Consider the following 13,680-nt stretch of genomic DNA (forward strand, 5'->3'; position numbering starts at 1 on the left):
CATTGTGCCACGGCGAGTGTCACAGCGTGCCTCTACACTGAGAGCATGCCTGCAGACGCGCTCGAGACCCCGCTTGAGCGGGTACTCGGTGCGAAGACCGCGCGAGCGCTCACGCGTGCATACGAGGTGCGCACCGTCGGCGATCTGCTGAGCCTCTTTCCGCGTCGGTATGCGCATCGCGGAGAGCTCACCCCGATTCGGTTTCTGCACCCCGGCGAGCAGGTCACCATCGTGGCCGAGGTGGTCGAAACGCGCGAACGTGAGATGCGGGCACGCCACGGCAAGATCACCGAGGCGCGAATCACCGACGGCCAGGGCTTTCTCACCCTGACCTTCTTCAACCAGCCATGGCGTGCCGCCGAGCTGCAGCCCGGTGCGCGCGGCGTGTTCTCGGGGCGCATCGGAGAATACCGCGGGTCACTGCAGCTCGCGCACCCCGACTACGAGCTGTTCGCCGCTGAACCGGCCGCTGGCACAGATCGCCGGCGGGACACGGCCGATCGCGATCACGGAGACGCCTCAGAGGCCTCAGACGCACCAGTCGTCGACGAAGCCGCCGACGACCAGGCCGACGCGTGGGCACGTCAGCCGCTGCCGATCTATCCCGCCACGTCGACCCTGCCCAGCTGGAAGACCGCGAACAGCATCGGCATCGTGCTCGACGGTCTCGCAGATCTGCCCGAGCTGCTGCCCGAGGCCGTGCGGCGCCGACATCGGCTGCTCGACCGACGCGCCGCATTCGAAGCGGTGCACCGACCGAAAGACGATGCGCAGCTGCGCGTCGGGCTGCGCTCAGCGCGCTTCGAAGAGGCCTATGTGCTGCAGACCGCACTGCTGCGTCAGCGCGCCGAGCTCGAAACACAGCACGCCGAGGCGTTTCCGCACGTGCCGGGCGGCATGCTCGACGAGCTCGACCGCATCCTGCCGTTCGACCTCACCGCCGGTCAGCGGGCCGTCGGCGAGACCATCAGCGCAGAGCTGTCACAGGGATCGCCCATGAATCGGCTGCTGCAGGGCGAGGTGGGCTCGGGCAAGACCCTCGTCGCACTGCGGGCCATGCTGCAGGCGGCTGACGGCGCCGGGCAGGCGGCGCTCATCGCGCCCACCGAAGTGCTCGCCACGCAGCATCTGGCGAGCCTGCACGGCATGCTCGGGCATGAGCTCTGGCAGCGACTGATGCCGCAGCTGATCACCGGCAGTCTGCCCACGGCCCAACGTCGTCACGCGGCTCTGGCAGTGGCCTCTGGCCGCTCACGACTGATCGTCGGCACGCACGCGCTGCTGAGCGACTCCACGCAGTTCGAGAATCTCGCGCTGGTCGTCGTCGACGAGCAGCATCGCTTCGGCGTTGAGCAGCGCGAGGCGTTGAAGGCCAAGGGCGTGCACCATCCACATGTGCTGATGCTCACTGCCACGCCGATTCCGCGCACCGTCGCCATGACCGTCTTCGGTGACCTCGACATCTCGTCGCTGCACGAGCTGCCAGCCGGGCGCCGCCCGGTGGCCAGCTTCGTCGTGCCGCTCGCCGAGAAGCCGGCCTGGATCGAGCGCGTCTGGCAGCGTCTGGCCGAAGAAGTCGAGAAGGGCAGACAGGGCTACATCGTCGCGCCGCTCATCGACGACGCCGAGGCAGCGGCACCGGGCGCAGTCGGCGCATCCGGCACAGGCACGGCCGTCGGAGCCTCCGGCGTGCCGGCGCAACGCTGGAGCGTCGACCGGGTGCTGCGCGTGCTGGCCGAGCACCCGGCGACCAGACACCTGCGCGTCGCGGCGCTGCACGGCCGGATGAAGCCCGAAGAGCGTGAACAGGTCATGCGCGACTATGTCGAGCGTCGTCTCGACGTGCTGGTGGCCACGACGGTGATCGAAGTCGGCGTGAACGTGCCGAACGCCAGCGCGATGGTGGTCTTCGACGCCGACCGCTTCGGCGTCGCTCAGCTGCATCAGCTGCGTGGGCGCGTCGGACGAGGCGAGCATCCGTCGCTGGCGCTCTTCGTCACGACGGCAGCCGAGGGCACGCCGACCCGAGCGCGCATCGACGCCGTCGCGAACACGACCGACGGATTCGAACTCGCCGAGCTCGACCTGAGTCTGCGACGCGAGGGCGACGTGCTGGGCGCCACACAGTCGGGCTCTCGTTCGCAGCTGCGCGCGCTGCAGGTCACTCGCGACGCCAAGATCATCGAGCAGGCACGCCAGGCCGCTCACGAGCAGCTGCAGACCGGCGAGCCGCTGCCCGAGGCGCTCGAACGCGCGATCCGCGCTGCGGTCGCCGAGACCGACGAGCACTACCTGAGTGCTTCGTAACAGAGCGTCGTGCCTTGCCTCGCGGCCTGTCTCGTGGCGGCGCGATCAGCCTGCAGACGGTCGTGCCGCGAACCTGAGCGGGGGCCAGGGCGCCGGGGCCGACACCGAGACCGTATGTGTCGGTGGTGCAGCGTACGCTGTTGCCATGACTTCGACTGCTGTATGCCCGGGCTCGTTCGATCCGGTGACCCTCGGCCATCTTGACGTGTTCGCCAAGGCAGCGCGCATCTTCGACGATGTCATCGCGCTCGTGGTGCACAACCCCAAGAAGACCCCCGCCTTCTCATTGCGTCAGCGTGTCGAGTTTCTGCGCGCCGCACTCGACGATGCCGGCCTGACGCAGGTACGCGTCGACACTCTCTCTGAGGGGCTGCTTGTCGAATACTGCCACCAGCAGCAGGCCAACGTTCTGGTCAAGGGCATTCGCGGCGATCTCGACGTCAGCTACGAGACGCCGATGGCCATCGTGAACCGCAACCTCGGTGCGGTCGAGACGGTCTTTCTGCTGCCCGAGCCCGAGCACTCGCACGTCTCGAGCTCGTTGGTGCGCACACTCGCCGACTTCGGCGGTGACGTCTCTCCGTACGTGCCCGAGCCGGTCGCGCGCCACTATCGCGAACATTCGAGGCAGCAGTGAGCCGGTTCGAGAGCGCTTGCAGAGATCAACGACCGAGCCGGACGAGTCTGCCTGACCAAGGCCGTCGGTGAGCAGACAGGACGGCTCGCACCGTCGCGTCTCAGACGCGTCGGTCGACGACGGCACCGCACACATTCTGCACATCGACATGGACGCCTTCTTCGCGAGCGTCGAACTGCTCGAACGGCCCGATCTGCACGGCCTTCCGGTGATCGTCGCCCACGATGGGCCGCGATCCATCATCACGACGGCGACCTACGAGGCCCGCCGCTATGGCATCCACTCGGCGATGCCGCTGGCCCGTGCCCGGCAGCTCTGCCCACGCGCCGTGCTGATCGAACCGCACTTCGAGAGCTACCGCACCGCGTCGGCCACGGTCATGCAGGTGCTGCAGCGCTTCACCCCGTTGGTCGAGCAGGTCAGCGTCGACGAGGCCTATCTTGACGTGCGAGGTGCTCAGCGGCTGTTCGGGTCGGCTGGCCAGATCGCCGAGCGCATTCGCGGCGAAGTGTTCGCGGCCACCGGGCTGCACTGTTCGGTCGGCGTCGCCACATCGAAGTTCGTCGCGAAGCTCGCCTCTGGCATGGCGAAGCCCGACGGCATGCTCATCGTGCCCGCTGGCCAGACGCTGGCCTTTCTCGCACCGCTCGAGGTCGGCGCGCTGCCCGGTGTGGGCGGTCGCACCGCCGAGAAGCTGCAGCGTCTCGGGCTGATGACGGTCGCCGATCTGGCGCAGGCCCCCGAACAGGTGCTCCTGCGCGCGGTCGGCGTCGCCCAAGGCACGCGTCTGCGCGAGCTCGCCCACGGTCGAGACGGACGACCGGTCAGTCCCGGCCGCGTTGAGAAGTCGATCGGGCACGAACGCACCTTCGACGACGACATCGACGCGGCGACGAACGAGGGTCGCGACCGGCTGCGATCAGCCGTGCTCGATCTGGCCGAACGCACCTGCGCCCGAGCGCGCAGGCATCACACCGTGGCGCGCACCGTGGCGATCAAGGTGCGCGATGCCGCGTTTCACACGGTGACCCGCTCGCAGACGCTGCGCGAGCCCACGCAGACCGGTCGCACAGTGTTCGAGACCGCTTGGCGTCTCTTCGACGAGTCGGGCATGGCCAACAGCGCCATTCGACTGATCGGCGTGCGGCTCGAACAGCTCGCGCCGGTCGGAGCCGACGGCGCCGAGACCGCGTTGTGGAGCGACGACGACCAGTGGCGTGTCACCGATCAGGCGGTAGACGCCGTGGTCGACCGGTTCGGCCCCGGTGCGGTGCGCCCGGCTCGCCTGATGCGTCGTGACGGGCCGACAGCCGATCACTGAGCGAGCCGGCCGGCAGAACCTCGGTTCTTCGCCAGGCGTGCAGGAATGCATTTCTTCTCGCTGCAACACCGTTCTCACGTGTGGTGCGCTCGGGGCGCTGCGTTAGTCTGACAGCTACCCATCACGGTGTGGTGTCGCGAACCGGATTCGTCTCTGACGGCAATGGGGCCGTTCGAGGTGAGAGACGAACCGACTTCGGGCACCGCTCGGCACCGTGGAGCGCTCAACGAGGAGGGCCCATGAACGAACCAGCACCAGCGACGGCTCAGATCAACCGCATCTTCATCACCGACCAGCATGGCGTCATCGAAAGCCACCATCTCGATCTCGTCGATCGGTTTCCTCCCAATCAGGCGTTCGCTGCACAGGCGAACTGCACCGCAGACGTCTACCTGCAGGCCGAGGCCGATCCAGAGGCGTTCTGGGCTGACCGCGCTCGTACGCTGCACTGGCACAAGCCGTTCACCCGCACGCTCGACTGGAGCAGCCCGCCCTTTGCGAAATGGTTCGACGACGGCGAGATCAACGCTTCGTACAACGCGCTCGACCGGCACGTGATCGCAGGCAACGGCGACCGAGTCGCGCTGCACTGGGAGGGAGAGCCGGGCGATCGACGAACGATCACCTATGCCCAGCTGCTCGATGAGGTGAAGCGCGCCGCGAACGTGCTCACCGCGCTCGGCATCGGGCAGGGCGATCGGGTCGCAGTGTATCTGCCGATGATTCCCGAGACCGTCGCGACGCTGCTGGCCATCGCCCGCGTCGGCGCCATCCACTCCGTCATCTTCGGCGGGTTCAGCGCCGACAGTCTGCGGGCTCGAATCGACGACTGCGAGGCGCGGCTGGTGGTCACTGCCGACGGCGGCTGGCGCAAGGGGCGGGTCTCGCCGCTGAAACCGACGGTGGATGCCGCGCTCGGCCTGCACCCGGAGCGGCGGCACAGCGTCGAGCACGTGCTCGTCGTGCGTCGAGGCGAGAACGACGTCGACTGGACCGACGGGCGGGATCTCTGGTGGCACGACACCGTCGCCACAGCATCCGCCGAACACGAGGCACAGGGCTTTCCCGCCGAGAACCCGCTCTTCATTCTCTACACGAGCGGCACCACTGGGCGCCCCAAAGGCATTCTGCACACCACGGGCGGCTACCTCACACAGACCTCGTTCACGCATCGGGTCGTCTTCGACCTGAAGCCTGAGACCGACGTGTTCTGGTGTACGGCCGACGTGGGCTGGATCACCGGGCACAGCTATCTCGTCTACGGCCCGCTGGTCAACGGGGCCACCCAGGTGATGTACGAGGGCACGCCCGAGACGCCGACCTGGGGTCGCTGGTGGCAGATCGTCGAGCGGTACGGGGTGACCACGCTGTACACCGCGCCGACGGCGATTCGCGCATTCATGCGGGTCGGGCGGCAGGTCGTGCTCGATCATGACCTCAGCAGCATCCGTCTGCTGGGCAGCGTGGGCGAGCCGATCAACCCCGAGGCCTGGCTCTGGTATCGCGAGGTGGTGGGCTCGAACGCGGCGCCGATCGTCGACACCTGGTGGCAGACCGAGACGGGCGCGATCATGGCGTCGCCGCTGCCCGGCGTCACGACCATGAAGCCGGGCAGTGCGCAGAAGGCGGTGCCCGGCGTCAGTCTCGGCGTGGTCGACGACAGTGGCGCCCCGGTGGGCAACGGCAACGGCGGGCTGCTCGTCGCCAATCGGCCGTGGCCCTCGATGCTGCGCGGCATCTGGGGTGACGACCGCCGCTACGTCGACACCTACTGGGCGACGTTCGGCGATCGGTACTTCGCCGGAGACGGCGCCCGGTACGACGACGACGGCGACATCTGGCTGCTCGGTCGGGTCGACGACGTGATGAACGTCTCAGGGCACCGCCTGTCGACAGCCGAGATCGAGTCAGCACTGGTGGGTCATCATGCGGTCGCCGAGGCCGGCGTGGTCGGGGTGGCCGACGAGAACACCGGTGAGGCCGTGATCGCCTTCGTGGTGCTCAAACGCAACCAGCAGCTGGTCTCGACGGCAGATGCTCCGGCTGAGCTGCGGCAGCACGTCGCGCAGCAGATCGGCGCGATCGCCCGGCCCAAGCGGGTCTACATCGTGAACGACCTGCCGAAGACGAGGTCGGGAAAGATCATCAGACGAGTGCTGCGAGATCTGGCCGAGGGCCGGTTGATCGGCGACACCACGACCGTGGCCGACCCCAAGGTGATCACCTCGATCGCCGAACAGGTGCAGGCGACGAACGGCTGAACGTCGCAGAGCTGCTGCCTCGCGCTGGTCTAGACTTGGGCACCATGGCGAACCCCTATCTCATCAACGTTCATGACCTGGTCGGCAAACCCGGCGCGATGCGCAGCCTGCAGGTGACGGTGCCGGCAGAGGCCGATCTGGGCGTCGGCCTGGCACGGGTGACCGAAGGGTCGCCCATCGAGGCAGATCTGCGACTCGAGTCGGTGCACGAGGGCATTCTGGTCACCGCCACGATCGATTTCGAGGTGGTGGGGGAGTCTTCGCGCACGCTCGAGCCGCTGTCTTGGCGTGATGAAGTCGAATTCCGTGACCTTTTCGCGTATCCTGATTCAGAAGCAGCTTTAACACGCGATGACGGCGACGGCGAGATCCAGGTTCTGCAGAACGAACATGTCGACCTCAGCCAGAGCATCCGCGATGCGATCGTTCTGAATCTTCCTCTGAAACCAGTGGGAGACGAGCCTGCTGCCGAGATCTACTCCATCGGAGACCCGATCGAGCCTGCTGTCGCAGACGAAATCGATCCACGATGGGCAGATCTGGGTAAACTGGCTCAGTTACCGAACGACGCGTCGTCGTCGCGTGCCGATTCAGAGAAGGAATGATCGATCATGGCAGTGCCAAAGCGCAAGCTCTCACGCAGCAACACCCGTAGCCGCCGCTCACAGTGGAAGGCCGAGGTGCCCAACCTCGTCAAGACCGTCGAGAACGGCAAGGTCGTCTACAGCCTGCCGCACCGCGCGAAGGTCGTCGAAGACTCCGCCGGCACCCCGCTCTACTTCGAGTACAAGGGTCGCAAGGTCGCTGACGCGTAGTCATACGCGGAGCAAGCGGTGAACGAGAGTGACAAAGTCGAGCTGCTGGAGCGGCTCGATGTGCAGATCGACGAGCCCTATCTCACGCGCGCACTGACCCATCGGTCGTACGCATTCGAGAACGGCGGTCTGCCAACCAATGAGCGCTTGGAGTTTCTCGGCGACTCCGTGCTGCAGCTGGTTGCGACAGACCTGCTGTTCCACGAGTTCCCAGACCTCTCTGAGGGGGAGCTCTCGCGGCGTCGTGCTGCGATCGTCAGCACGAATGCGCTCTCGTTCATCGCAGAAGACCGCGGCATCGGCGGCTACCTGCTGCTGGGGCGCGGCGAAGAGCTGACCGGCGGTCACCACAAGGCCTCTCTGCTGGCCGACATGGTCGAGTCGCTGATCGGCGCCACCTACCTGACCGGTGGGCTCGAGAAGGCACGGCCGTTCGTGCTCTGCCTGCTCTCACCGCTGCTGCCGCGCATCGAGACGCTGGCGGCGCGCATGGATCCCAAGACCACTCTGCAGGAATCCGCATCAGAGCACGGTCTGCCATTTCCCGTCTACACCGTCTCGTCGACGGGCCCCGACCATGAGCGTCGCTGGGCCGCGAGCGTGCACTGCGGCGACACGGTGAAGGGCGACGGCGAAGGCACCAGCAAGAAGCAGGCCGAGATGGCCGCGGCCTTCAACGCCTGGAAGTGCATCACCGACGCCGAGCTCAAGAAAGCGGATGCCTGAGCTTCCAGAAGTCGAGACGGTTCGCCTCGGCATCGAGCATCTCTTCGCCGGCCATCGAATCGACGCGGTTCGCGTCTTCGACGAGCGTTCGCTGAAACGCCATCCCGGCGACAGCCAAGACTTCATCCAGACCTTGATCGGCGCGCACCTCGGGCAGCCGCAGCGACGTGGCAAATTCCTCTGGATTCCGCTGGAACTCGCTGACGCATCCTCAGTCGAATCGGCCCCGCCGCCCGCGCTGCTGGCGCACTTGGGCATGAGCGGGCAGCTGCTCGCCCACGACCTGTCTGCTGACGCGCCGCCGCTGCGACATGAGCGCATCCGCATCGACACGGTCGTTGAGTCGGGCCGACGCCGCGAGCTGAGCTTTCACGATCAGCGTCTCTTCGGGTCGCTGGCGGTCGACGTCCTCGTCGCCGACCGGTTCGCGTTGCGTGGTCTCGTGCCGCGGCAGGCCGCGCATATCGCACCCGACCCGCTCGAAGCCGGTTTCGATCGTGCACGGCTGGCGCGCAGCATCCGACGTCACCGGTCGGCTGTGAAGCGCGTGCTGCTCGACCAGACCACCGTCTCGGGAATCGGCAACATCTATGCCGACGAATCGCTCTGGGCAGCGCGGGTGCACCCCGAACAGCCGGCCGACTCGCTGAGTCAGGCGCGTGCGCTGCGTCTGGTGGATGCGGTGGTCGCGGTGCTGCGTCGGGCGGTCGCCGTCGGCGGCACGAGCTTCGACGAGCAGTACAAGCATGTGAACGGGGAGTCGGGGTACTTCGCCATCGAACTGAGCGCCTATGGTCAGACCGGGCAGCCGTGCCCGCGGTGCGGGAGGCCGATCAAGCGCGTGGCGTTCATGAATCGGCATTCGCATCTGTGCACGTACTGCCAGCGGCTGAGGTGAGACCGAGCGGGGAGTGCCAGTACCTGCGGATTTCAGCGCTAGAGTGCCGGTGGTAAGCACTTCTGTGCGGATCAGTCACTCTTGCGCTGCTGCACCTGACCTCGCTGCAGAGCTTCTATAGAAAGAGGAAAGCCATGAACGACAAAGCTGAGAATCACGACCAGGAACACGTGCTGCGCATCGCTGCGATGGTGCTTAACGACAGCGCTGGCCGCACCCTGCTCGTGCGCAAACGAGGCACGACTGGTTTCATGCAGTGCGGCGGCAAACTCGAACCTGGCGAGACGCCACTGCAGGCAGTCGTGCGGGAGGTCGGGGAGGAGCTGGGCCTGACCCTAGACCCCAGTGATCTCGAACATCTTGGGCGATTCGATGCCCCTGCGCTGAACGAGGATCACACGCGTGTCGACGCTGACGCCTACTTCGTTCGAACTCCTTTCGGCGATGCTGCAGCCCTCTGCGCGCATCGAGAGATCGCCGAGGTCGTCTGGGCAGATCCGGCACGGCCGGGTGTGGAGGTTGCTCCGTTGAGCCGCGACGTGCTGTTGCCGATCGCAGCCGAGCGCGCTGGCCAGCGATAGCTCGTCAGTTTTCGGGCCTCGGGCTGGAAGTTGCCGCGGGTGCCAGTGTCGGGCTGGGGCTTGGGCTTGGTGTTGGTGTTGGTGTTTGGTGGTCCTGTGGTGTGGGGTCTGGTGCGGGTGTGGTGGTGGCGCCGCCGTAGTATTCCCATTCTTGTTTGAGGTGTTCTGTTTGTTGTTCGGTGAGTTCGTGTTGGGTGGCGATGGCCGCCCAGGGTGCGTATTTCCCATCGAGATGGGTGACTCCGGGAATCGGGTGCTGCTGATAGTCCCAAGTCGGGTACGGGTACACAGCATCGTCAGACACAGACTGCTTGTCGTAGCAGGGAGAGGCGATTGTGAACTCAATATCGGAGCCGAAATTGACGAACTTGATTAATAACCCGTCTTCGTGCTCCATAAGGCCACTGGCCAAGTCGTCGCCGTCGTGGCTGAGGTCGTCGCCGTTGCCGTCGCGGGTGCCGCGGATGTTGACGGGTCCGTATCCGGCTGCGTCGAGGGCGGCGGCGATGCGGTCGATGATCGCCCATCCGTGTACTGCGGTCGTGTCGCGCATGGAATCCGGGATCTGCTGCGCCCGCACGCCCGACGCGCGCATGACGAATGTTCCTGCTGATGACTCGCATCTGGTCGAATACGGGGTGATAGTGAACGGTGCTTCCCAGGTGTTGACGGGGACGTATCCGACGGCGTCCTGCATCAGGTCGATCAGACGGAACGCTTCGACCTTCGCATCGGCAGGGTCAGCCCAGACCCCTTCAGGCTGGGCATAGGTCTTCGGAGCCGAATACAGCGGCAGCGACGAGCACCCCACCAACAGGGCGCACGCCATGGTGATACTGGTGAGTAGTGATGCTGTGCGAGGGCGTGGCTGTTGGGTGTGGGTCATGGTCTGCGAGGGGTGGATGTTGCCGTGGGCGCCAGTGTCGGGCTGGGGCTTGGGCTTGGTGTTGGTGTTGGTGTTTGGTGGTCTTGTGGTGTGGGGTCTGGTGCGGGTGTGGTGGTGGCGCCGCCGTAGTATTCCCATTCTTGTTTGAGGTGTTCGGTCTGCTGTTCGGTGAGTTCGTGTTGGGTGGCGATGGCCGCCCAGGGTGCGTATTTCCCATCGAGATGGGTGACGCCGGGAATCGGGTGCTGCTGATAGTCCCAAGTCGGGTACGGGTACACAGCATCGTCAGACACAGACTGCTTGTCGTAGCACGGCGAGTAGATTTCAAGCATGACGTAGGCGCTGTAGTTGGTCACGAGGATGAGCAGCCCGTCGTCTCGTTCTGCGATTGCAGCAGCGGTGTCGGCGCCGTCGTGGCTGAGGTTGTCGCCGTTGCCGTCGCGAGCTCCCTGGATTTGCACGGGTCCGTATCCGGCTGCGTCGAGTGCTGCGGCGATGTGATCGATGATCGCCCATCCGTGTACTGCGGTCGTGTCACGCATGGAATCCGGGATCTGTTGCGCACGCACGCCCGATGCGCGCATGACGAATGTTCCTGCTGATGACTCGCATCTGGTCGAATACGGGGTGATAGTGAATGGTGCTTCCCAGGTGTTGACGGGGACGTATCCGACGGCGTCCTGCATCAGGTCGATCAGACGGAACGCTTCGACCTTCGCATCGGCAGGGTCAGCCCAGACCCCTTCAGGCTGCGCATAGGTCTTCGGCGCCGAATACAGCGGCAGCGACGAACACCCCACCAACAGGGCGCACCCTACGAGTGATGCTACTAAGGCGCACAATCGTCTCAGACTGGACATCGAGTTCCTCCTCAAACTTGCAGCGGAAGTCTTCACTCCAAGTCCGGATCGTAGGCATCCCAGGCACGCGCGAGTCGCTGCCGAGTGATCTCTTCCCGAGTCATTACTGTCCCGATCGAATCGTCACCGTCAACGAGGACTTTCGACGCCTCTCGTCTTGAGTTTGCTTCGGGGTCGAGGTAGGCGACTTTTCCGTCCGTGGGTGTCAGATCATGGTCGGTGACGCTTTTGGTGCCTTGTGCAGGGTCTGCTTCGGATGAGAACACTCGAACACCTTCAACGTCTTCGACCGGGTTCTCGCTGTGCGCTCCGGGAGCGGGGCGCCCCCATTCAGCGACATGGTCTTGGTCGGCCTGTGTGGCGTAGACCGTGTCGGCGGCGAGCTGTGTTGTATTCGTCACCCCGTCGGGAAGACCAGCCGAGCCGAGAGATACGAAGTCGTGCACGCGTGTTGTTGAGCCCACCTCATGAAGAAGCTTGAGTGCGAAGGCTGTGACGGTGGTGCCGTAGGAGTGGGCGACGACGTTCAACACTGCAGGTGAACGGCTGTCTGGGGTGGCGGCGGTTCCGGCGCGAGAATATCCATGGTGGAGTTCAGTTAGCCATGCAGCCAGTTGTTCGCCGCCACTCTGCGCATATCCATTCTCCAATACCGTTGCAGGTGTTGGGGACTCATATCCGTTCCACACCACTCCCACATTTCCACGGGCGGCGTTTGTGAACCCGCTCAGTGCGCGAAAGGCGCCTTCGACGCTGCGTACGCTGGAACCCATGCCCTGTACGAGTGTGCTGATGGTCGTTGCGCGATCGAGGTCACCGTTGGCCACAGCGGCCAAGGGGTTCTGCCGGTCGCTGGGGTCGTAGAATGCGACCTGCGCGCTCTGGGATGACGATTCGTCAGTGATCAGATGGTACAGAGCCTCATACTTCGCGAGGCGGTCTGCGACATCGGCCCAATCCGGCTTATCTGGGTCTGAGCTGTTGAGCATGGCCTCGTAGTCGGCTTTGGCCTGTTCGTAGTCTCGTGTGATGCGTGCCCGGTTGGCCACGTCGCGCCATCGGTATTCGACGCCTTCGAGGTTGCCGATCAGGTCGGGGTCGGCGTCGACGAGCGTCTGTTTGGTGTGGTCGTCGAGTGTGTTCCAGTAGCGGGCGACGTCGGCGGGAGCGCCGCTGATCTGTGTGAGATACGCGGTGGCTGCTTGCGTGTCTTCGGCCCAGCCGTAGGTGGCGCGCATGGTGACGAGGCCGTTGCCGTACGGGGTCTGCCCGACCTGGGCGACGAGGTTGATGCCACGAACGCGGGCGGCCATGGTCTGATTGGTTGTGGCACGTTCGGCCTGCAGGTGCTGCCAGGCGGCGATCTCTTGCTGAATGTCGAATTCTACTCGCTGCCATTGAGCGATCACTTTGCGAGCCTGATCTGCCCTGCCGACGGCTTGGTCGTGGGCGCGCTGCTGCTCTATGGTCGCATCCGCTGCGACCCCGGGCACCGGGCTGATCATCGCCGACGCAGGCGCATGCCAGTCACTGCTCGACACCAGCACGCCGCATGCCTGCAACCGGAACGCGCAGGAATCCACTTGGCGCAGCAGATCAGAGACTCGGTCGCGCACGGCGTCACCGCGCGAACGTGCCTGCCGCACACGTTCGCCGTAGTCTCGCAGGGCCACAGCCACAGCATCCGCCGCATCTGCCAGATGCGATGCGAGATCGCGTGGTCGAGTCAACAGCATGCCCAGCCGATCGCACGCTGACGACGACTGCCCATTGAGAGCACCGATCGCCCCGCCGACACGCTCAGACACATCACGCACAGCAGAGCCCTGCGACTGCAGATGTCGTGCCAGACCGTCGATCCCGGCAGCATCACCACGCCCTGGATGATCCCCGGTCAACACCACGTCAACACTGATCACATGCCACCGCCACCGCGAGAAAGCTGGTCGGCAGCCAGCCCTGCTGCCATGTCGGCATCAATGACGCCAGACGAGATTCGAGCCGCCGCAGTGCTGCCATAGCCGGTGCCCTCGTAGACGACGACTGCGGCTTGAGACAGCGCACAGCCGGCGTCTGACAGCGCTGCCTGCACATCTGCGTCACCGTAGTCAACGCCCTCGGCCGTGACGATATGGCGCAGCGCGCTCAGCGCAGGCTCTGCGCTGCAGGCAGACAACCGTGCGCTCACGTCGCTGAGCACGGCATGATCGAGGCGCAGCATCGCAACCGTCATAATGACCCCCCCAGAAACCAACGAACTCGTCTGCGTCGAGCCGCTCAGCCGATCTTCGAGGCGAGATCCTGGTCGACCTGCTCGAGTGCGGCAGCAGTCTGAGTGAGGTACCGGCCGAGGTCGGTCACGAACTGCCAGTTATCCACATCGCCGAA

Annotated in this window: 13 protein-coding genes; 9 read left to right on the forward strand and 4 right to left on the reverse strand. The window is 65.3% G+C overall.

What is annotated here, in order from left to right:
• Positions 1-45 precede the first annotated feature (45 nt).
• The 9 genes from F8O08_RS02995 (at position 46) to F8O08_RS03035 (ending at position 9,546) form a co-directional block, all read left to right on the forward strand.
• Positions 46-2,307, forward strand: coding sequence for an ATP-dependent DNA helicase RecG (locus F8O08_RS02995; RefSeq protein WP_158042497.1), 2,262 nt, complete (start codon positions 46-48; stop codon positions 2,305-2,307).
• Between the two features lie 145 nt (positions 2,308-2,452).
• Positions 2,453-2,944 carry a pantetheine-phosphate adenylyltransferase gene (gene coaD, locus F8O08_RS03000; protein WP_158031003.1) on the forward strand — a complete coding sequence of 164 codons (492 nt, stop codon included), beginning with the start codon at positions 2,453-2,455 and terminating at the stop codon, positions 2,942-2,944.
• A gap of 67 nt (positions 2,945-3,011) precedes the next feature.
• Positions 3,012-4,265: a DNA polymerase IV gene (gene dinB, locus F8O08_RS03005; RefSeq protein WP_158042498.1), complete on the forward strand. Its 1,254-nt coding sequence runs from the start codon at positions 3,012-3,014 to the stop codon at positions 4,263-4,265.
• A gap of 239 nt (positions 4,266-4,504) precedes the next feature.
• Complete coding sequence (acs, locus tag F8O08_RS03010) at positions 4,505-6,526, forward strand: acetate--CoA ligase (protein WP_158042499.1); 2,022 nt, start codon at positions 4,505-4,507, stop codon at positions 6,524-6,526.
• A gap of 44 nt (positions 6,527-6,570) precedes the next feature.
• Positions 6,571-7,131, forward strand: coding sequence for a YceD family protein (locus tag F8O08_RS03015; RefSeq protein WP_158031006.1), 561 nt, complete (start codon positions 6,571-6,573; stop codon positions 7,129-7,131).
• Positions 7,132-7,137: 6 nt separating this feature from the next.
• The gene (rpmF, locus tag F8O08_RS03020; protein WP_158031007.1) at positions 7,138-7,341 is read left to right on the forward strand and encodes a 50S ribosomal protein L32; all 204 of its coding nucleotides are present in this window, start codon (positions 7,138-7,140) and stop codon (positions 7,339-7,341) included.
• Between the two features lie 18 nt (positions 7,342-7,359).
• Positions 7,360-8,067 (forward strand): ribonuclease III, encoded by a 708-nt coding sequence (rnc, locus tag F8O08_RS03025; protein WP_158038310.1) that lies wholly within the window; start codon positions 7,360-7,362, stop codon positions 8,065-8,067.
• Positions 8,060-8,965 carry a bifunctional DNA-formamidopyrimidine glycosylase/DNA-(apurinic or apyrimidinic site) lyase gene (gene mutM / locus F8O08_RS03030; protein WP_158042500.1) on the forward strand — a complete coding sequence of 302 codons (906 nt, stop codon included), beginning with the start codon at positions 8,060-8,062 and terminating at the stop codon, positions 8,963-8,965. The genes rnc and mutM overlap by 8 nt, the downstream gene beginning before the upstream one ends.
• A gap of 134 nt (positions 8,966-9,099) precedes the next feature.
• Positions 9,100-9,546: an NUDIX hydrolase gene (locus tag F8O08_RS03035; RefSeq protein WP_158038308.1), complete on the forward strand. Its 447-nt coding sequence runs from the start codon at positions 9,100-9,102 to the stop codon at positions 9,544-9,546.
• 4 nt (positions 9,547-9,550) lie between these two features.
• On the opposite strand, the gene F8O08_RS03040 is transcribed toward F8O08_RS03035, so the two are convergent.
• The 4 genes from F8O08_RS03040 to F8O08_RS03055 all read right to left on the reverse strand — a co-directional run bounded on the left by F8O08_RS03040 (position 9,551) and on the right by F8O08_RS03055 (position 13,525).
• Complete coding sequence (locus tag F8O08_RS03040; RefSeq protein WP_158038307.1) at positions 9,551-10,375, reverse strand: hypothetical protein; 825 nt, start codon at positions 10,373-10,375, stop codon at positions 9,551-9,553.
• A gap of 53 nt (positions 10,376-10,428) precedes the next feature.
• The gene (locus F8O08_RS03045; RefSeq protein WP_158042501.1) at positions 10,429-11,292 is read right to left on the reverse strand and encodes a hypothetical protein; all 864 of its coding nucleotides are present in this window, start codon (positions 11,290-11,292) and stop codon (positions 10,429-10,431) included.
• 32 nt (positions 11,293-11,324) lie between these two features.
• Complete coding sequence (locus tag F8O08_RS03050; RefSeq protein ID WP_192497698.1) at positions 11,325-13,022, reverse strand: alpha/beta hydrolase; 1,698 nt, start codon at positions 13,020-13,022, stop codon at positions 11,325-11,327.
• A 185-nt stretch (positions 13,023-13,207) separates the two neighbouring features.
• Positions 13,208-13,525: a hypothetical protein gene (locus F8O08_RS03055; protein ID WP_158038304.1), complete on the reverse strand. Its 318-nt coding sequence runs from the start codon at positions 13,523-13,525 to the stop codon at positions 13,208-13,210.
• Positions 13,526-13,680 lie beyond the last annotated feature (155 nt).

Origin of the sequence: Pseudoclavibacter sp. CFCC 13611 (assembly GCF_008831225.1) — a bacterium.
Taxonomy (GTDB): domain Bacteria; phylum Actinomycetota; class Actinomycetes; order Actinomycetales; family Microbacteriaceae; genus Pseudoclavibacter_A.

Bases quoted from the DNA above. Each gene is read 5' to 3' on its own strand.
- mutM (WP_158042500.1), top strand. From the start codon at position 8,060: ATGCCTGAGCTTCCAGAAGTCGAGACGGTTCGCCTCGGCATCGAGCAT.
- coaD (WP_158031003.1), top strand. From the start codon at position 2,453: ATGACTTCGACTGCTGTATGCCCGGGCTCGTTCGATCCGGTGACCCTC.
- F8O08_RS03035 (WP_158038308.1), top strand. From the start codon at position 9,100: ATGAACGACAAAGCTGAGAATCACGACCAGGAACACGTGCTGCGCATC.
- F8O08_RS03040 (WP_158038307.1), bottom strand. From the start codon at position 10,375: ATGGCGTGCGCCCTGTTGGTGGGGTGCTCGTCGCTGCCGCTGTATTCG.
- F8O08_RS03015 (WP_158031006.1), top strand. From the start codon at position 6,571: ATGGCGAACCCCTATCTCATCAACGTTCATGACCTGGTCGGCAAACCC.
- F8O08_RS03055 (WP_158038304.1), bottom strand. From the start codon at position 13,525: ATGACGGTTGCGATGCTGCGCCTCGATCATGCCGTGCTCAGCGACGTG.
- acs (WP_158042499.1), top strand. From the start codon at position 4,505: ATGAACGAACCAGCACCAGCGACGGCTCAGATCAACCGCATCTTCATC.
- rpmF (WP_158031007.1), top strand. From the start codon at position 7,138: ATGGCAGTGCCAAAGCGCAAGCTCTCACGCAGCAACACCCGTAGCCGC.
- F8O08_RS03045 (WP_158042501.1), bottom strand. From the start codon at position 11,292: ATGTCCAGTCTGAGACGATTGTGCGCCTTAGTAGCATCACTCGTAGGG.
- F8O08_RS02995 (WP_158042497.1), top strand. From the start codon at position 46: ATGCCTGCAGACGCGCTCGAGACCCCGCTTGAGCGGGTACTCGGTGCG.